Below are 18,859 nucleotides of genomic sequence, written 5' to 3' on the forward strand. Positions count from 1 at the left end.
ATTGTTTCGTATTTTTATTCCTGTTTTTAAATGATGTTTATATAATCCTGCACAAATTATCTAAGTTTGCCTTTACATGAAACATCTTAGTCATTTAAATAAGTATTTCTATAAATATAAATGGTGGATTATTCCAGGAATTATTTTCGTTGTTATATCTAATATTTTCGGTGTAATTCCAGCTCAGGTCATAGGTTATGCATTTGATTTAATTACCGAAAACATTCAAATCTATAATCTTTTTAATGGTTTTAATCGCCAGCAAATTATCTACGATATTTTCAGCAACAGCCTTTTATACTTTGGTTTAATGGTTATTGTCCTTTATCTGCTCAGGGGTTTATTCTTATTCTTTATGCGCCAAACCATTATTTTAATGTCAAGGCATATAGAATTTGATATGAAGAATGATATCTACAACCATTATCAGGAATTAAGCTTAGGTTTTTACCGTAAAAACAATACTGGCGATTTAATGGCCCGAGCTACCGAAGATGTTAACCGGGTAAGAATGTATGTTGGCCCTGCAATTATGTATGCGGCAAACACATTGGTTTTATCTGTGCTGATTATTTACTCCATGTTTGATGTAAATACTAAATTGGCTATTTATTGTCTTGCACCTCTACCGCTGTTAGTTATTATTATTTATTATGTAAATACCGTTATTTTTAAGAAAAGTGGTAAAATCCAGGAGCGCCTCTCAGAACTTTCGAGTTTTGTGCAAGAACGTTTTTCAGGAATCAGAATTATCAAATCTTATGTTAGGGAAGATTATACCCGAAATATGTTTGAAATCCAAAGTAATGCGTATAAGAAAGATTCGATGAGTTTAGTTAAGGTATCCGCATTATTTTACCCAACTATGCTTTTACTAATTGGTTTAAGCACCATTTTAACCATTTATATTGGCGGTATCCAGGTAATGAATGGTAGCATTACAGCAGGTAATATTGCCGAATTTATTATCTACATAAATCAGCTTACTTTCCCTGTAACGATGTTGGGCTGGGTAACTTCTTTAATTCAAAGAGCTGCAGCTTCACAAAAAAGGATTAATGAGTTTTTAGAAATCCCTTCGGATATTCAATCGATCAATGAAACTGAAAAGGACATTAAGGGAAATATTACTTTTAAAAATGTAAGTTTTACTTATCCAGATACCGGAATACAGGCTTTAAAAAATGTAAACTTCGAAATTAATAGCGGTGAGTTTGTAGCCATTATCGGAAAAACTGGTTCAGGAAAATCCACTTTAGCCAATTTAATTATGAGGATGTATGATGTTGAGCAAGGCGAAATTAATATTGATAATGATAACATTAAGGGTTTAAATTTAAAAAATTATCGCGGGCAAGTCGGCTTTGTTCCACAGGAGGTTTTTCTTTTTTCTGATACCATTAAAAACAACATAGCTTTTGGCTTAGATAGTACCACGGATGATGAAGTACACCAAGCGGCAAAAAATGCGTCAGTTTATAACAACATAATGGATTTTGAAGAGCGTTTTGAAACCATGCTTGGCGAGCGTGGAATTACCCTATCCGGAGGGCAAAAACAGCGTGTATCTATTGCCAGAGCACTGATTAAATCACCCAAAATTTTAATATTTGATGATTGTCTTTCTGCTGTTGATACGAAAACAGAAGAAGATATTTTACAAAATCTGGGTAAAATTATGCAGGGTAAAACAAGTATCCTTATTGCACACAGGATATCGACCATTAAAAATGCAGATAAAATTTTGGTATTGGATAATGGCAACATTATAGAGCAAGGTACACATAGCGAGTTACTTAACCTTAATGGAACGTATACGGAGTTATACAATAACCAATTGCTTGAAGAAGAAAGTCGTAGTATTTAATTTGTGTTAAATTCTATTTTGAACTTTAAATATTTGCTTTATATTTACCGAAACCAAAAACCAACATCAATACCAACCATGGGAGAATTTGACAACAAAGAGAGAGAAGAAGTTTTTTCAAAGAAAGTAAGGGCAGGTAAAAGAACTTATTTTTTCGACGTGAAGGCTACTCGTTCAGGTGATTACTACTTAACAGTTACCGAGAGCAAGAAAAGATTAGAAGACGGTGTATTTGTAAAACATAAAATCTTTTTGTACAAAGAGGATTTCGAGAAATTTGCAGAAGGTCTTAATGAAACGGTTGATTACATCAAAACTCACCAAGATGTTGTTGAAAAACGCTATGAGTATTCTGAAAATGGAGAACACTCTACAAAATCATCAGACGATTTTTCTTTTTAAGTAATATATTTACAATACAAAGCCTTTGTTTAATTACAAAGGCTTTTTTTGTGTCCTTTATTTAATATCACCTTTATGAAAAAAATCATCCCTTTTCTATTGCTTTGTTCTTTCGGATACTTTTTATCTGCACAGGAAAAAACCGATCGAAAGTTGCAACAAAAATTAGATGAACTGGTTAAAGGCTTTAATGGCGAAGTGGGTATTTATGTTAAAAACCTAAAAACGGGTAAGGTTGCCAGTGTAAATGCTGATACTATTTTTCCGACGGCTAGTATGGTTAAAGTGCCCATTTCTTGTGGAATTTTTAATAAAATTGAAAAAGGTGAATTAGATTATCACGCAAGGTTAACTTATTGTGATAGTTTATTATATGCGGGCGAAGATATTTTAGGATCATTTAAGGATGGTGAAAAGATAGAACTTGGAAAGGTTTTAATGTTAATGATTACCACAAGCGACAATACGGCAAGCCTTTGGAGCCAATTAATGGCAGGAACCGGAACCGCTATTAATGAAGTGATGGCAAGCAATGGATTACAGTTTACACGGGTAAATTCTCGCACGCCAGGACGAAGGGAACATCAACAAAAATATGGCTGGGGACAAACTACACCCAGAGAAATGGCTACGCTATTAACCTTAATCAGAGATGGAAAAATGATTAATTCTGCTGCTTCCGAACGTATTTACAGAAATTTAATCCGCATTTATTGGGATACTGAGGCTTTATCGCAAATTCCACCAACGGTACAGGTTGCTTCCAAATCTGGTGCGGTAGATGCTGCCCGATCAGAAGTTTTACTTGTAAATGCGCCACATGGTGATTACGTATTTTGTATCACTACAAAAAACCAAAAAGATACCTCCTGGAATTATAGTAATGAGGGTTGGACGCTAATTAGAAACCTGAGTAAAACCTTGTGGAATTACTACGAGCCTAATTATAACTGGAAACAACCGGAAGGAATGCAAAAATATTTTAAATAGAATTTAGCGCATTGCCATACTTGCTCCCGCTAAAAAGATAAGGCCAAAATAACCTACAATAATAACAATGGTCATAATACCCCAAAATTTAAAAAGCGATTTTAAGTTTAGCATGGCTGCATTTAAACTTTCCTGATCTCCGTATAATACACCTTGCTGGCCTCTTCCTGAGATTCGGAACAACAACAAACTTGGGTAGAAATAAAATAGGCCCATTAAAAGATAAACAATTGTAACTATGGTGCTGCCGCTTTTTGCCAAGGGGCCTAATTGCGCTACCATCCCTGGATTACTCGCTAAAAAAGCACCGATACCAAATGAGCCAATAATTAAAAAAGCTGCGAATACAAAGCCTACAATAGATAAAAATTTTGCCCACTTCGTTAATTCGTAAATGTAACTGCGCATTTCTTCGCTTACTACTAACTTTATTTCTTGTGGCGCTTGCTGATCTAATTCTTCCATCTTTGTATGTATTTTGGGTTAAACTTAGATAAAATATAGATTTGATGCAAATGGATAAGTTTTATTAAAGGTTTTAAAAGCTTATCTTTGCCGACTTTTAGGGATAAACCGAAGGTTTAAAACTAAAGTGAAAATCAAAATCGTAAATCGTAAATCAAAAATATAAATGGCATTACAATGTGGTATAGTAGGTTTACCTAATGTTGGTAAATCAACTCTTTTTAATTGTTTATCTAACGCAAAAGCACAAGCTGCAAACTTTCCGTTTTGTACTATTGAGCCTAATATTGGCGTAATTACAGTGCCTGATGATAGGCTTACTAAACTTGCCGAACTTGTTAAGCCAAATAAAGTACAACCAAATACAATTGAAATTGTAGATATTGCTGGCTTGGTTAAGGGCGCATCTAAAGGCGAAGGTTTAGGAAACCAGTTTTTAGGAAATATCCGTGCAACAAATGCCATTATTCATGTTTTACGTTGCTTTGATGATGGAAATGTAATTCACGTTGATGGTTCTGTTGATCCGATTAGGGATCGCGAAATTATTGACACTGAATTACAACTTAAAGATTTGGATACTGTTGAAAAACGCATTCAAAAGGTAGAGAAAATGGCTAAAACTGGTGGTGATAAAGATGCAAAACGTACTTTTGAAATTTTAACAATCGTTAAAAAACACTTAGAAAGTGGTAAATCTATCCGTACAGCGCCTTTGGAGCAAGATGATTTCGATTTTATTGAAGATTTGGGTTTATTAACTCAAAAACCAGTAATGTACGTTTGTAATGTGGATGAGGCTTCGGTAGTAAACGGTAATAAATATGTTGATTTAGTTAAGGCAAATGTTGCTGATGAAAAAGCTGAGGTTTTAGTTATCTCGGCAAAAATTGAATCTGAAATTGCTGAATTAGAAAGTTATGAAGAGCGCCAGGAGTTTTTAGCTGATTTAGGATTGACTGAATCTGGCGTAAACAAATTAATTCGTGCAGCATATAAATTATTAAACCTTTACACTTACTTTACTGCAGGTGTACAAGAAGTAAGAGCATGGACAATTACAAAAGGTTTTACAGCTCCACAGGCTGCCGGTGTTATCCACACAGATTTTGAAAAAGGGTTTATCCGTGCAGAAGTAATTAAATACAATGATTTTGTAACCTTAGGTTCTGAAAATGCTTGTAAAGATGCAGGTAAATTAGGCGTTGAAGGAAAAACTTACGTTGTTGAAGATGGTGATATTATGCACTTTAGATTTAACGTATAATAAATAATAACGAGCGAAAAGCTGCCCCAAAAAGGCAGCTTTTTTTGTTTATGTACGGTACCAAGCTCAACATTAGCCATTTAAAGTATTAGATTATAATTAAGGTTACCATTTCTGGACTAATAAATTTATACCTCCAAGCCAAATTCCGCAAGCCTAAGCTTAGTACTTTCGTAATCTGTATGGCAAATTCCGGTTAACCCTAATCCCTCAGCAATTTGCACAAACAGCATTCTGTCATCTATATAAATACTGGTTTCTACATCGCTTTGCGAAATATCTATTGCAACTTTAAAAATATCTGCATCGGGTTTTCTAAAATGAACAAAGCTTGAAGAAATAAAGAAATCGATAAATTGGTTTAGCTTAAATGTATTAATTCTATACTGATTAAGCTCCCGACCTTCGTTACTAATTACAGCAACTTTTAAATTATATTTCTTTTTTAAATCACAAATGAGCTGAATCATATCATTATACGGCAATGATTTTTTGAACATAAAATCCTTAAAATCATCGGGTGTAAAATCACGATCCTCGTAAAAAACAAGGCGTTCTAAGTATTCATCCAGCGTAATTTTACCAACCTCGTACGTATCAAATGTAAGGTGGTGGCGCTCTTCTACTTCTGCAGAATCTAATTTAAATAAGATTGCCGCTTCGGATCTGGCTTGTCTATCCCATCCGTTTGTTAGTAAAACACCTCCAATATCTGTAAAGAGTGTTGTTATTTTATTTTTTTTCATTGATTAAATCTTATTAAGACCTTTAAAACTAGGCCACAGTAATTTTGTTTTCTAAATATACATCCTGAATGGCGTGGAGTAATTTTACGCCTTCATTCATTGATTTTTGAAAGGCTTTACGTCCAGAAATAACACCTGTTCCTCCTGCCCTTTTATTAATTACTGCAGTACATACGGCATCCATTAAATCTTCTTCTTCCTTACCAGATGAGGCGCCTCCAGAATTAATTAGTCCGGCCCTGCCCATATAACAATTTACAACCTGGTAACGGCACAAATCAATTGGATGATCTGAGCTCAATTCTGTATACATCCGTTCATCAAATTTACCGTACGTAACTCCATTCGCATTTAAAGCTTTATAGCCCCCATTATTTCCAGGAAGCTTTTGCTTAATAATATCTGCCTGAATAGTTACGCCAAGATGGTTTGCTTGTGCTGTTAAATCTGCCGAAACATGGTAATCAATGCCGTCTTTTTTAAAGCTATTATTTCTTAAATAACACCATAAAACGGTAACTAATCCTAATTTATGTGCTTCTTCAAATGCTTTTGCAACCTCTATAATCTGTCTATCACTATCATCAGATCCAAAATAAATGGTTGCACCAACGGCTGTAGCACCTAAATTCCAGGCATCTTGCACGGAGCCAAACATTATTTGACTAAATTTATTTGGATAGGTTAATAGCTCATTATGGTTTAATTTAACCAAGAAAGGAATTTTGTGTGCATATTTTCTGGATACGGCGCCCAAAACCCCAAAAGTGGTTGCAACTGCATTACAACCGCCCTCTATGGCAAGTTTTACAATATTTTCCGGATCAAAGTAAATAGGGTTTGCTGCAAATGATGCACCTGCACTGTGCTCAATGCCTTGATCTACCGGGAGAATGGAAACATAACCGGTTCTGGCTAAACGCCCAGAATTAAATATAGATTGGTAATTTTTTAAAACCTGCGGATTGCGATTTGAGATTGAAACTACATCATCAATAAAAGTTGGTGATGGTAAATGCAAAAGATCTCGTGATACAGTATTACAAGTGTGCGTTAGTAGATTTTCATTTTCTTTGCCCAACAAGGCACTTATTTGTTTGTAGTCCATAGCGTAATCGAGTTTATTTTTTAGTTTAAACTCATCAACAAGCTAGGCATAAATTTGGAGAAATAATGTCATCGTTATTAAATATTTGATGACTTTATTTGCTAAGAAACCACTGAATGCTTTTCAGTATTGAAATAAATTTAAGGTATTTAAAATTTCAAAAACCTTAAAGAAGCACGCCTTTTAAAATTAATACTGCAACGCTAAAATAAATCACAATTCCGGTAACATCAACCATGGTTGCTACAAATGGGGCTGATGATGTGGCTGGGTCGAGTTTAAGTTTTTTCATGATAATAGGCATCATTGAACCAATTAAACTGCCCCAGAGTACAATTCCAATTAATGTAAAGAAAATGGTTGTAGCTATTAAAAACCAATGCTGACCATAATCATATAAATGAAGTTTTTGCCACGAAATGATGCGTACAAACCCAATACTACCTAAAATAATCCCTAACAAAGCACCTGAAACTAACTCACGACGCATAACACGCCACCAACCAGAAATTGTAACTTCGCCAAGAGCCATAGCTTGTATAATTAGTGTAGAGGCTTGAGAACCACTGTTACCTCCACTACTCATAATTAAAGGAATAAAGAGTGATAACACAACCGCTTTTTCTAGTTCAACTTCAAAATGCTGCATGGCAGTTGCTGTAAGCATTTCGCCTAAAAAGAGTACCACTAGCCAACCTGCACGTTTTTTAACTAGCTTTAAAATTGGAATATCAAGGTATGGCTCGTCCAAAGCCTCAGTACCACCAATTTTATGCATATCCTCGGTATATTCTTCGTTAGCGATCCATAAAATATCATCAACAGTAACAATACCAAGTAAAATATTATTTTCATCAACCACGGGCAAGGCCACTCGGTTGTTCATTCTAAAGATATTAATAGCATCCTCCTGTGGGTCGTTTGCTTTTAAAGCGATAAAACGTTTATCGGTTAGTTCGCCAATAATTGCTTCCGGATCTGCCAATAAAACCTCACGAATCCTAATATCATCAAGCAAAACACCTTCCTTATCGATTACGTAAACAACATCAATGGTTTCAGAATTTTTACCATAACGCCTAATGTGCGATAAAACCCTGGAAACAGACCATTCTGGTTTAACGGCGATATAATCTGGTGTCATTAAGCGACCAATACTGTCCTCTTTATAACCTAAAAGTGCTAGTGATTCTTTACGTTCTTCTGGTGGTAAAAGAGTAATCATTTTTTTTACCACATCACCTTTAAGCTCACTAAATAATGCTGTACGATCATCTGGCGGAAGATCCTTTATAATTTGATTAAGCTTATTGCCTGAAAGTTTTTTAATAATTCTTTCCTGTGTAGGGAAATCAAGAATACGAAAAACATTAACCGCACGGTTTAAAGAAATGGTTTCAATAAATTTAGCGGCATATTGTGGTAGCTCATCGATTAGTTGTTCAACATCTGATATGTTTAACTGGTCGAGATATTGCTTTAAGCTCTTATCGTTCTCTTTTTCAAGTAGTTCTCTAATCTCATCTACAACCAATTCTTCCATAACAAAAAACTAAAATGATTACATGCTTAAACCTTTATTTAACGGTTTGCAAATGTGCGTTTTTATTTTTAAAAAAGCCAACATAATGCGCAATCAAACATTAAATTAACGTTATGGTAAAGCATTTTTTATACCAAAAGATTTTAAGAGGTTATAAATAATTAGAAAGCCATTTCAATATTTTGAAATGGCTTTTGTGCTCCCGACGAGATTCGAACTCATATCGATGGTACCGGAAACCATAATTCTATCCATTGAACTACGGGAGCGGTTATATTAGCCTGCAAAAATAGAAGAAAAACCTTTATAAAGCACATTAATTATCACGTTTTTTTCAGCTTTAAATCCTAATAGAATATAATAGCCAATTAGATAAATTTTATGAACTTTAATTAAGTTTAAAGGATGTGCTGTTTAAAAATTAACCAACTGATCTACAATTACATTAACGAATGTGCAACAGGTTTAATAAAAAGTTAATATCAGAGTATTTACCTTTGTGATATGACACAAAGTAACATCCAAAAATTATTAAGCAATAAAATTGAAGCCCTGCATACTGAACTGGAAAATGCACAATCAGAACTTAAAAAATGGCAGGAAATATCAGCAGATTATGATGCTAACCCTGGAAAATTTGATTTACTGGCTACATTATTAGTTACAGAACAAACAGAAACCAAAAAAAGCAGAAAGAAATAATCGAAGAAATTATTTCTTTTCCAAAATAGCATTCAAAACAAAGCCCCGACCAAAATGGACGGGGCTTTGTTATTTCCCAAAACGCTATAAAAATTATTTTGCGCTGTTTTTCTTTTCAGTTACTTCAGCTCTGATTTCTTGAGCTAAAACTTTTAAATCTTGCATTGCTTTACGTACACGAGTACCAGCAGCTGCATTTCCACCATCATAAAATTTAGTTGCATCAGCTTCTACCGCAGAAACTAAATCTTTAACTTTTTGAAATTTGTCCATTTTATTTATTTTAAATTTTTAAATTGATTCATTCTTCATTACAAAAAACGAGCCGCGAAATTAATAAATGTAATTAAACCCGCAAACCTTATCCAAATATAGAATACTATTTTGTTATGCCCGCCATGTTGTAGAAACAAAATCGCTACAAAAGTGCTTTATTAACGACTTTAGGCATAAAAAAGCTTAAGAATTGGATATTTCGATCCAAACTGGACCATGATCACTTGTTTTTTCCCAGCCACGTACTTGTTTATCAACACCTGCTGCCACAAGGCGATTACTTAATTTCGGGCTTAACAAGAAATGATCTATACGCAAGCCTGCATCCCTACCGTAGGCATTCCTGAAGTAATCCCAAAAGGTATAAATTGTTTCTGTAGGATAAATTTTCCTTAGCGCATCCGTCCAACCCTGCCCTAATAAAGCATGGAAAGATTCTCGTACTTCTGGCCTAAACAAAGCATCTTCTACCCAACGTTCGGGTTTATAAACGTCCTTTTCTGTAGGAATTACATTATAATCTCCAGCCAAAACAACGGGTAAATCTCTTTCTAAAAGTGATGCTGCATGAGTTTTTAACCTTTCAAGCCAGCCCATTTTATAATCTAATTTTGGTCCGGGAGCGGGATTTCCATTAGGTAAATACAAACAGCCGATGACAACCCCATTAACCATTGCTTCAATATAACGGCTGTGCAGATCTTCATCATCACCTGGAAGCCCTCTTCTTAATTCCTTAATTTCAGCATTTTTCGCCAAAATTGCTACACCATTCCAACTTTTTTGTCCATGCCAAATGGCATTATATCCAGCATCTTTTATCGCCTGTTCAGGAAATTTTTCTTGTGGTGCTTTTAACTCTTGTAAGCAAACAACATCCGGACTTGTTTCTTCAAGCCAGCGCAACAGAACTGGCAATCTTCCATTTACGCCATTAACATTATAGGTTGCTATTTTCATCGATAAATAATTTATTAAGATAAAGCTAAGTTTTTAAATGCTCATTTTACACTAAAAGAATGCTTAATTAGATCGTTAAACGATTATTTTAGGATAAGCAAATTTAAATCAGCAATATAAATTTCTAGTTTCTAACTGTATTTTCTGAATATTCATAAAATCTTCATATAGTTTGTTCAGTTTTGTCTCCTGATAGCGTTAATTTAGATTGGGGACGGGGCATAATAGCTTCGTTCCCTTTTTTTATGCCTTAAATTTATTCCATCTGTTTTTATTCGAAACACACAATTATAATCAGACGTAATCATGACACAACAAACATCTGATGTTTATATTAAACATCGTATGTTTGTGCCGTAATTTTAAAATCATGAGCACCTCAGAAAAACTTTTTGAACGAGTAACCAGGCAAATCAGGGAAGACATTAAGGAAGGAAAATTTCCGATGGGAGAAAAAATTCCAGCTGAACCTGAGTTAATGCTTTTATATAAGGTAGGTCGTTCTACTATTAGAGAAGCCATTAAAACACTATCTATATCGGGTATTTTAAAGGTACAACAAGGCTTTGGTACGGTTGTAAACCCAAATCTTATTGAGCCTATTGAACAGAAATTGCAGCGTGCAGAGTTTAAAGAAATAAATGCGGTTAGATCATTACTTGAAATAGAAATATTAAAGCTAGCGATAGAAAATCGTAAACAAAAAGATTTAGACTTGATGGTTGAAAGTTTATCAAAAAGAAAAAAAGCCATTGAAAACGAGCAACGCGAAGAGTGTGTAAATGCTGATATTGAGTTTCACATGACTATTGCACATGCATCTGCCAATAGCGTACTTGCCGATTTATACCAAAGTTTTACTTCCATTATCCGCGATTTCTTTTCAAAAAGAGAACCAAAAGGCATAAGCCATTTTGCAATGAGCCATTATTTGCATGAACAACTTTACGTTGCCATTAAGGATAAAAACTCAAAGCTTGCGCTTGAAACCCTATCTACAATTCTGAATAATAATCATTAAAAACAATAATATGTCAATTCTTATTTTTAGCCTCATTTTATTATTAGGGGCGTATTTAGCTGGCTTAGTGGGTTCGCTTACTGGCCTTGGTGGTGGGGTGGTTGTAATTCCACTGCTTACATTAGTTTTCCATGTGGATATTCGTTATGCTATTGGAGCGGCATTGCTGGCGTCTATCGCCAATTCATCAGGTGCAGCAAGTGCTTATATTAAGGAAGGGATAACCAATATTAGATTGGGTATGTTTTTAGAAATTGCGACTACAATTGGTGCTGTAATTGGTGCATTAATAGCCATTTACACACCTACAAATACAATTGCGATGCTATTTGGGGCAATTCTATTGTTCTCTGCCGCTATGACACTTAGAAAGAAAAATCAGGAAGCTTTAACTGAGGGTAGTAAATTATCCTACCTACTTAAGCTAAACAGCAGCTACCCTACTCCTGCCGGCGAAGTGGAATATAAACTTAAAAATGTTGGCGCTGGTTTTTCAATTATGACTATAGCCGGGGTAGTTTCGGGCCTGCTTGGCATCGGTTCTGGTGCTTTAAAGGTTTTAGCTATGGATACAGCCATGCGCATTCCATTTAAGGTGAGTACCACTACAAGTAATTTTATGATTGGTGTAACCGCAGCTGCCAGTGCCGTTGTTTATTTACAAAGAGGTTATATGGATCCAGGAATTGCTTTTCCGGTAGTGCTAGGTGTATTAGGTGGCGCATTTACTGGTGCAAAATTACTAACTAAGATTAATCCATCGGTATTAAGGATTATTTTTTGTATCGCCATTACGTTTGTTGCCATAGAAATGATTTATAACGGATACCACCATAAATTTTAAAAAATGAAAAAGTTAATTTCAAAAACTTATTGGGCCGATCAGGATGTAGAAAAATTGGTTGGCCAACTTTTAAGAGTAGGTGTAATTACCGCTAGTTGTGTTGTTTTACTTGGCGGCATTATTTACCTGGCTCAAAACGGTCAAATTAGCAGGCCAGATTACCATGTTTTTAAAGGTGAAGGCGATAAGTTTACAACGTTTAAGGGCATAACTGAAGGTATTTTAGGTTTTAACGCCATGGGGATTATTCAGTTTGGTGTGTTATTATTAATTGCTACACCCATTTTAAGAATTGTATTTTCACTCTTTGCCTTTATTAAAGAAAGAGATAAACTTTATATTTTCATCACCTTTATTGTGCTTTGTATTATTATGGTGAGCATATTTGGTGGCTTAAAAGTATAATTCCATTTTTAGCCTATAGTTTGTTTTATTGCTTAGCAATAGAACAAACTATAAAACTATGAACTATGCTGGCGAATAAAATCTGGCAAAAATTGAGTCATAATTCCGGCCAAATCCATTTTACTTACTGGTTTTGAAAGACATCCGTTAATGCCTAAATTGAAATATTTTTTCACTTCTTCCTGCGGCAATTCATTAGCCAAAACCACCACTGGCATTTTAAAATCGGGGTTTTCAGTTAATTTCTTTAAAGCATTATAATCTTTCAGGCTATCGGTTTTAATATCAAACAAAATCAATTCTATTTTATTATCCTTCAATAATTTAGAAGCCTGGGCTATAGTTGGAGCGGTGTTAAACCCTATTTCGGCATCGGATAAAAAGGCAGCGATTAATTTTTGTACGGCTATATCCTCCGTAATCAGTAAAATACTGGAAGTTTTTTTATTTAAAATCATTTTTTCATTCATTATTGGCTCCGGGTTCCGCACAAATTGAGTTTATACAGAATGAAATAGATTTAGCAAAATTCCAGTTAACCGATCAAAATTAATATATCTATTAAATTTAGACATATCCATTTTTAATCAGTTGAACACAATAAAAATGAACGAAATGAATAAAATAAAATCCAAAGCATCATTATTAACGTATATGCGGCTTTATTTATCCAGCCACGATATTATGGCTACGTAATCAATTATTATTCAATTAAATCCAAATGATTAAAAGAGTCCTTTTTACCACACTAATCACATTATCATTCTATTTCAGCTTTGCTCAAAACCGCCTAAAAGAACCAATAAGCTATAAACTCAAAAACGAAATGAATATTATTATTTCCGAAAATGATTTTTCTCCACAGGTATATTCGAGTTTTACTTTGGATAAAAAAACCATCAAAAATAATAAAGATGGCATTGTTGAGCTTCTAAATGTAATACTTAACGAAGGATTAGAAAAAAATAGCAACATTAGTTTTAAAGATAGTAGCGGCGAATTAGCCACAGCGAAAAATGATTTTGAAAATAGCTTACAATCAATGGCTAAGATTATTTCAACTACTACAATTACAGAAAGTACATTTAATATAGCTAAGGCAAAACTTTTGGTAAGCCTGGAAAAACAAGATCATGATTATGACGAAACTGTAAATGCAGTATCAATTTCAGCGTTATCCTTAAATGATTTGCAAGAATTTTATAATCAAATAACACCAAATACAACTTATTTAACCGTTGCTGGAAATATCAAAAGCGATGAAGCCAAAACCGCAGTAAAAAATGCGTTTGGAAATTGGAATAAAGAAATCAGAAAGCCAAAGAGCGTACTTGAATCAAAATAATTATATAATCCAAATTAAAAGCCTTTATTATTGATATAATGAAGGCTTTTTTATGTCTAAATTGTTACAGTATTCCCATTAAAACTGCATTAAAATCGCAATCATTTAAATACTTTAGCTTTCTTAATTAATTTCGATATGAAAAAGCAATACATCTTATTATTTTTTATTTGTTTAGGATTTTCAGCAAATGCTCAAACCATCGTTAAGCGTGATGTAGACATTGAAATGATGGTAAAAAATGTTAATGCCGATTCATTAAAATCTTATATCGCTAAAATGGTTTCTTTTGGCACCAGAAATACTTTAAGCGATCAAAAAAGCAAGAAAAATGGTATCGGAGTTGCAAGAAGCTGGGTTGTAAGTAAATTTAATCAGTTTGCAAAACAAAGTGAAGGCCGTCTTTCCGCATTTTTGGATACGACAACCATTAAAGCTGATGGAAAAAGAGTTGATGTACCAATTTTACTCGGAAATGCTGTTGCAATTTTAAAAGGAACTGATCCAAATGATAAACGTGTATTTATCGTTAGCGGTCATTTAGATAGCCGCGTTACCGATGTAATGAACCGTACAAGTGATGCGCCAGGTGCAAACGATGATGGTAGCGGCGTTGCCGGAGTGATTGAGGCTGCGAGAATTATGAGTAAATATAAATTTGCCGCAACTATAATTTTCGTTGCGGTAAGTGGAGAAGAACAATCTTTACTGGGATCTGGTTTTATGGCAAATAAAGCCAAAAAGGAAAGTTGGAATATCGAAGCAATGCTTAACAATGATATGATTGGCAGCAACAATAGCAGCGAAACACAAATTATAGATAATACCAAACTTCGTGTTTTTAGCGAAGGTTTACCTGCCTTGGATTTAGATAAAAACGCAAAAAACATCCGCCAGTTTGGATTAGAAAACGATGGAAAAAGCAGGCAATTAGCTAGATATGTAAAGGAAATTGGCGAGCGTTATGTAGATCAACTAGAAATTAAACTTATTTATAGAAACGATCGCTTTTTACGTGGTGGAGACCATATTCCTTTCGTCGAAAATGGCTTTACAGCAGTTCGTATTACAGAAATGAATGAAAATTTTGAACATCAACACCAAGATTTAAGAACTGAAAACGGTATTAAGTATGGTGATTTAATGGAGTACATGGATTTTGAATACCTTAGAAAAAATACTGCAGTCAATATTTCTGTCCTAGCTAATTTAGCAAAAGCACCATCTAGCCCACAAGAAGTTAAGGTTGATGTTAAAAACTTAAGTAACTCTACATTTTTATTTTGGAAAGCACCAATATCAGGTTCAAATAAAGGTTATTATGTGTTAATGCGTGAGACAAGCAGCCCGGTTTGGCAAAGAAAATTCTATACAACCGCTACAGAAATGCGATTGCCATACAGCAAAGATAATTATTTATTCGCGGTACAAAGCGTTGGTACAGAAGATAATGAAAGCTTACCAATAGTACCAGGTGTTGGGCGATAAATAAAAACTTTTAGGTTTTATCATTGTTTAAACTCAAATTAGCAGCATGAAATTTAAACCTTTAGCTTTTATCTTTAGTATTGCACTAACTTTAGGCGTTGGCGCATTAGGTGGTTGGGCAACGGCACAATCTGTAAAAACGTGGTATCCTTTTCTTAACAAACCATCTTTTAATCCTCCAAATTGGGTTTTCCCTTACGCTTGGACAACACTATACATTTTAATAGGCATTGCGGCATATTTGATTTGGATAAAAAGAGATAAAATTGTTCACTTTCCAAGAACTGTAGCTATTTACCTTATCCAACTGATTTTGAACCTGGGCTGGTCTTTTATATTTTTCTACCTGCATGAAATTGGCTTTGCACTGGCAGAAATAATCCTCCTTCTCATCTTCATTATTATTAACGCCTACACTTTTTATAAAATAGATAAATGGGCAGGCTTGTTGTTCATTCCATACATACTTTGGGTAACTTTTGCATCATTTTTAACATATAACATCTTTATATTAAACTAAAATTTAAAAGTAAAACGCTATTTTTAGGGGTGGTAACTTTTAGATGTTTTTTGCTGATGCTTCTATTTCTGTGCTGTACCCAATTACACGCGCAAAAGGTAGGCCTTGTATTTAGTGGTGGTGGCGCAAAAGGACTTGCTCATATTGGCACTTTAAAAGCGCTTGAAGAAAACCATATCCCGATAGATTATATTACGGGTACATCCATGGGTGGCATTGTGGGTGCCATGTATGCCTCGGGGTATTCGCCTGCACAAATAGAAAAAGTTGCATTAAGTAATGATTTTCAGAATTGGGTAAATGGACGGTATACCAGCGATTACACGTTTTTCTTTCAAAAAAATGCTCCAAATGCATCAATGCTTGCCGCAAAGGTTGCTATAGATACAGGATTCCATTTTACTTTCCGATCAAACTTAATTAATGATATTCCACTAAATTTTGCCTTTTTAGAGCTTTTTTCTCAAGCATCAGCCGTTTCTAAAGATAATTTTAATAACCTTTTTGTTCCATTTAGGTGTATGGTATCAGATGTGCTCTCGCAAGAAAGCATTACCGTAAGCAAAGGCAGTTTGGCCGAAGCTGTGAGGGCAACTATGACAGTACCAGTAATTTATCGCCCGATTAAATTGGATGGAAAATATGTTTTTGATGGCGGGCTTTACAATAATTTTCCAGTGGATGTAATGACGAAGGAGTTTAAACCTAATTATATTATTGGGGCAAACGTATCTTCAAAAACTTATAATGAATATCCTAAAAATATAGATGACAGGTTAATGAACCGCTTTTTAGTATTCATGTTTTTATCCAAGTCAGATTCTACCATGATTGGTAAAAATGGTGTGTATATTCAGCCAGATGTAGCCGATTACAGCGTTTCTAACTTTAGCCCAGTACAAGAGCTTATTCAAAAAGGTTATGAAGCTACCATGGCCGATATGCCCAAAATTAAAGAGCTGATAAGTAGAAGAGTAACGGATGAAGAATTAGAAAAAAAACGTGCTCAGTTTAATGCCAAAAAACCCGATCTGGTATTTAGCAATGTAACTGTAACTGGTGTTAATAATCAACAAAAAAAATATGTTGAAAGGCTGTTTAAAAGTGATAAAAGTACTTTTAACCTGGCAGATATTAAACGTGGTTATTATAAATTGGTAGCAGATCAAACTTTTGAAACCATTTATCCAAGAATTTCCTACCAAGCGGCAACTGATAGTTATACTTTTGAAGTTATTGCTAAACCTAAAAAAAGTTTCAAATTAGAGCTTGGCGGTAACATTTCTACCCGCCCAATTAGCAATGTTTTTTTGGGTGCCGAATACAATTACCTAAACCGAAAAGCCTACACATTTGGCACTAGCTTTTATTCAGGACGATTTTATGAATCGGTGCAATTAAATGGGCGCATTGATTATCCTACACGATTACCGCTTTTTTTAGCAGCAGAACTTACATATAACCACTGGAATTTTTACAACACCAGTCAAATTTTTATCGAAAACCCCCACCCAATTTATATCGAACAATCTGATCGTAAAATAGATTTGATGATGGGGATGCCTTTAAATCACAATACTAAAATTGTGCTCCATTCTACTTTCATCAACAATAATGATCGGTACAGCCCTAATAATACATTTGCAGTAGGCGATGTATTGGATCAAACTATTTTTAATGGATTTAGAGGTTCGTTAAACCTAGAGAAAAATTCACTTAACAGAAAGCAATACGCTACCAGAGGGCAGAGTTTTTCTTTAAGTTTTAATTACACCACAGGCCGTGAAAACTATAATCCAGGCAACATTTTCAGAAATAGTCCTGGCTTTATCAAAGGTAACCCTGAGCAACAAATAAGGCATTGGGGAAGTATTAAGTTAACTCAGGAAAACTATTTCCTTCACCTAAAAAATTATACTTTGGGCTATTTGGTAGAAGGCGTTATCTCTAATCAGCCACTTTTTAAAAATTATTATTCTACCCTGCTTATGTCGCCGGCTTTTTATCCACTTCAGGATAGCCGTTCGCTTTTTTTAGATAAATTTAGAGCAACGACTTACGTGGCTGGTGGGATAAAAAATATTTACAGTTTCAGAAAAAATTTAGATTTAAGAGTGGAGGGCTATCTTTTCTTACCGCACAAAGAATTTGAGCTCAACAACTTTCAGGATATTGATTATGCAAAAGCCATCACCAAAATTCGCTATGCAGGTACAGCAGGCTTAGTTTACCACACGCCATTGGGGCCAGTAAGCTTAAGTTATAATTTATATAATGATGCGGTTAAAAGAAATGGCGTATTATTGCATATTGGATATTTAATTTACAACAAACGTTCTATAGAATGAAACAAGTATTTATTTTATTTTCGCTCTGCTTAATTAGCCTTTTTGGCTCGGCACAAACTGCAGCCATCAATAATTTTCTTGTTAAAGAAAACCTTCTTAAAAATAATAAATTGGCTATTATCGCAGCTGATTCATTAAATAACCCTAATGAAAATATTAATGGTATTTATACTTTTAGTGTTAGCGGTTTTACACAAAGCTTAAAATTTAACGATGGTGTTGCTGTATTACCGCTCCCGATAGAACGATCTACTTTTGTATATCTTAAACATCAAAATGATGCTGGCACGCACAGTAAGCTCGTTTATGTGTATAAAAAAGATACAGATTTAAGTCCATATACTATTAACAGCTTATGGCTCTTCATTATTCCAATTGTTTTAATATTAATTGCTTTTGCATTTAGAAAGCTGATTATTTTTGTGGTTATTGTTTTTTTAATCTTTATTTACTTCAATCACAGCAATGGCTTAAATCTTTCTACATTTTTTGAAAGTGTATTTGATGGACTAAAAAACCTCTTCTAAAAACTTTACTTAAATTATTTTAAGAAGCTCAAATT

Annotated in this window: 20 protein-coding genes and 1 tRNA gene; 13 read left to right on the plus strand and 8 right to left on the minus strand. The window is 34.3% G+C overall.

From position 1 onward, the window contains the following. The first annotated feature begins 76 nt into the window (after positions 1-76). The 3 genes from EHC72_RS12975 (at position 77) to EHC72_RS12985 (ending at position 3,259) form a co-directional block, all read left to right on the plus strand. Positions 77-1,867: an ABC transporter ATP-binding protein gene (locus tag EHC72_RS12975; RefSeq protein ID WP_131538136.1), complete on the plus strand. Its 1,791-nt coding sequence runs from the start codon at positions 77-79 to the stop codon at positions 1,865-1,867. A gap of 78 nt (positions 1,868-1,945) precedes the next feature. After that, positions 1,946-2,269, plus strand: a complete 324-nt coding sequence (locus EHC72_RS12980) for a DUF3276 family protein (RefSeq protein ID WP_131538137.1) — start codon at positions 1,946-1,948, stop codon at positions 2,267-2,269. Positions 2,270-2,344: 75 nt separating this feature from the next. Then, a complete protein-coding gene (locus EHC72_RS12985) occupies positions 2,345-3,259 on the plus strand; it encodes a serine hydrolase (protein WP_131538138.1) in 915 nt (304 codons plus the stop codon). Between the two features lie 3 nt (positions 3,260-3,262). On the opposite strand, the gene EHC72_RS12990 is transcribed toward EHC72_RS12985, so the two are convergent. Continuing rightward, complete coding sequence (locus tag EHC72_RS12990; RefSeq protein WP_131538139.1) at positions 3,263-3,724, minus strand: hypothetical protein; 462 nt, start codon at positions 3,722-3,724, stop codon at positions 3,263-3,265. Positions 3,725-3,890: 166 nt separating this feature from the next. Here EHC72_RS12990 and ychF point away from each other — a divergent pair, with 166 nt between their 5' ends. Then, positions 3,891-4,991 (plus strand): redox-regulated ATPase YchF, encoded by a 1,101-nt coding sequence (gene ychF, locus EHC72_RS12995; protein ID WP_131538140.1) that lies wholly within the window; start codon positions 3,891-3,893, stop codon positions 4,989-4,991. A gap of 128 nt (positions 4,992-5,119) precedes the next feature. On the opposite strand, the gene EHC72_RS13000 is transcribed toward ychF, so the two are convergent. The 4 genes from EHC72_RS13000 to EHC72_RS13015 form a co-directional block, all read right to left on the minus strand. Further along, positions 5,120-5,737: an HAD hydrolase-like protein gene (locus tag EHC72_RS13000; protein ID WP_131538141.1), complete on the minus strand. Its 618-nt coding sequence runs from the start codon at positions 5,735-5,737 to the stop codon at positions 5,120-5,122. Positions 5,738-5,765: 28 nt separating this feature from the next. Continuing rightward, positions 5,766-6,845, minus strand: coding sequence for a class I fructose-bisphosphate aldolase (locus EHC72_RS13005; RefSeq protein ID WP_131538142.1), 1,080 nt, complete (start codon positions 6,843-6,845; stop codon positions 5,766-5,768). A 166-nt stretch (positions 6,846-7,011) separates the two neighbouring features. Further along, positions 7,012-8,388, minus strand: a complete 1,377-nt coding sequence (gene mgtE, locus EHC72_RS13010) for a magnesium transporter (RefSeq protein ID WP_131538143.1) — start codon at positions 8,386-8,388, stop codon at positions 7,012-7,014. A gap of 197 nt (positions 8,389-8,585) precedes the next feature. Further along, positions 8,586-8,657, minus strand: a tRNA-Arg gene (locus EHC72_RS13015). Between the two features lie 235 nt (positions 8,658-8,892). Between EHC72_RS13015 and EHC72_RS13020 the strand changes: the two genes are divergently transcribed. After that, positions 8,893-9,090: a hypothetical protein gene (locus EHC72_RS13020; RefSeq protein ID WP_131538144.1), complete on the plus strand. Its 198-nt coding sequence runs from the start codon at positions 8,893-8,895 to the stop codon at positions 9,088-9,090. A 93-nt stretch (positions 9,091-9,183) separates the two neighbouring features. On the opposite strand, the gene EHC72_RS13025 is transcribed toward EHC72_RS13020, so the two are convergent. Together EHC72_RS13025 and xth are read right to left on the minus strand one after the other, a co-directional pair. Continuing rightward, entirely contained in the window at positions 9,184-9,363 is a 180-nt protein-coding gene (locus EHC72_RS13025) for a histone H1 (RefSeq protein ID WP_131538145.1), read from the minus strand. Between the two features lie 186 nt (positions 9,364-9,549). Further along, positions 9,550-10,326 carry an exodeoxyribonuclease III gene (gene xth / locus EHC72_RS13030; RefSeq protein ID WP_131538146.1) on the minus strand — a complete coding sequence of 259 codons (777 nt, stop codon included), beginning with the start codon at positions 10,324-10,326 and terminating at the stop codon, positions 9,550-9,552. Between the two features lie 370 nt (positions 10,327-10,696). On the opposite strand from xth, the gene EHC72_RS13035 reads away from it, so the two are divergent. Genes EHC72_RS13035 through EHC72_RS13045 form a run of 3 tightly spaced genes read left to right on the plus strand, consistent with a single transcriptional unit; the run spans position 10,697 to position 12,596 of the window. After that, a complete protein-coding gene (locus tag EHC72_RS13035) occupies positions 10,697-11,347 on the plus strand; it encodes a FadR/GntR family transcriptional regulator (RefSeq protein ID WP_131538147.1) in 651 nt (216 codons plus the stop codon). 10 nt (positions 11,348-11,357) lie between these two features. Then, positions 11,358-12,191, plus strand: coding sequence for a sulfite exporter TauE/SafE family protein (locus EHC72_RS13040; RefSeq protein ID WP_131538148.1), 834 nt, complete (start codon positions 11,358-11,360; stop codon positions 12,189-12,191). 3 nt (positions 12,192-12,194) lie between these two features. After that, on the plus strand, positions 12,195-12,596 hold the full coding sequence (locus EHC72_RS13045) for a DUF1634 domain-containing protein (RefSeq protein ID WP_131538149.1): 402 nt from the start codon (positions 12,195-12,197) through the stop codon (positions 12,594-12,596). 56 nt (positions 12,597-12,652) lie between these two features. Here EHC72_RS13045 and EHC72_RS13050 read toward each other — a convergent pair whose 3' ends face one another. Continuing rightward, positions 12,653-13,054 (minus strand): response regulator, encoded by a 402-nt coding sequence (locus tag EHC72_RS13050; protein ID WP_165585821.1) that lies wholly within the window; start codon positions 13,052-13,054, stop codon positions 12,653-12,655. Between the two features lie 368 nt (positions 13,055-13,422). On the opposite strand from EHC72_RS13050, the gene EHC72_RS13055 reads away from it, so the two are divergent. From EHC72_RS13055 to EHC72_RS13075, 5 genes are all read left to right on the plus strand, one after another. Further along, on the plus strand, positions 13,423-13,941 hold the full coding sequence (locus EHC72_RS13055; protein ID WP_131538151.1) for an insulinase family protein: 519 nt from the start codon (positions 13,423-13,425) through the stop codon (positions 13,939-13,941). 138 nt (positions 13,942-14,079) lie between these two features. Next, positions 14,080-15,429, plus strand: a complete 1,350-nt coding sequence (locus EHC72_RS13060) for a M20/M25/M40 family metallo-hydrolase (RefSeq protein ID WP_131538152.1) — start codon at positions 14,080-14,082, stop codon at positions 15,427-15,429. A gap of 46 nt (positions 15,430-15,475) precedes the next feature. Then, positions 15,476-15,949 (plus strand): TspO/MBR family protein, encoded by a 474-nt coding sequence (locus EHC72_RS13065; protein ID WP_131538153.1) that lies wholly within the window; start codon positions 15,476-15,478, stop codon positions 15,947-15,949. A 56-nt stretch (positions 15,950-16,005) separates the two neighbouring features. Next, entirely contained in the window at positions 16,006-18,297 is a 2,292-nt protein-coding gene (locus tag EHC72_RS13070) for a patatin-like phospholipase family protein (RefSeq protein WP_131538154.1), read from the plus strand. Further along, positions 18,294-18,824: a hypothetical protein gene (locus EHC72_RS13075; RefSeq protein ID WP_131538155.1), complete on the plus strand. Its 531-nt coding sequence runs from the start codon at positions 18,294-18,296 to the stop codon at positions 18,822-18,824. Before EHC72_RS13070 ends, EHC72_RS13075 begins: the two co-directional genes overlap by 4 nt. The last annotated feature ends 35 nt before the right edge of the window (positions 18,825-18,859 follow it).

Source organism: Pedobacter nototheniae, assembly GCF_004335085.1.
Taxonomy (GTDB): domain Bacteria; phylum Bacteroidota; class Bacteroidia; order Sphingobacteriales; family Sphingobacteriaceae; genus Pedobacter; species Pedobacter nototheniae.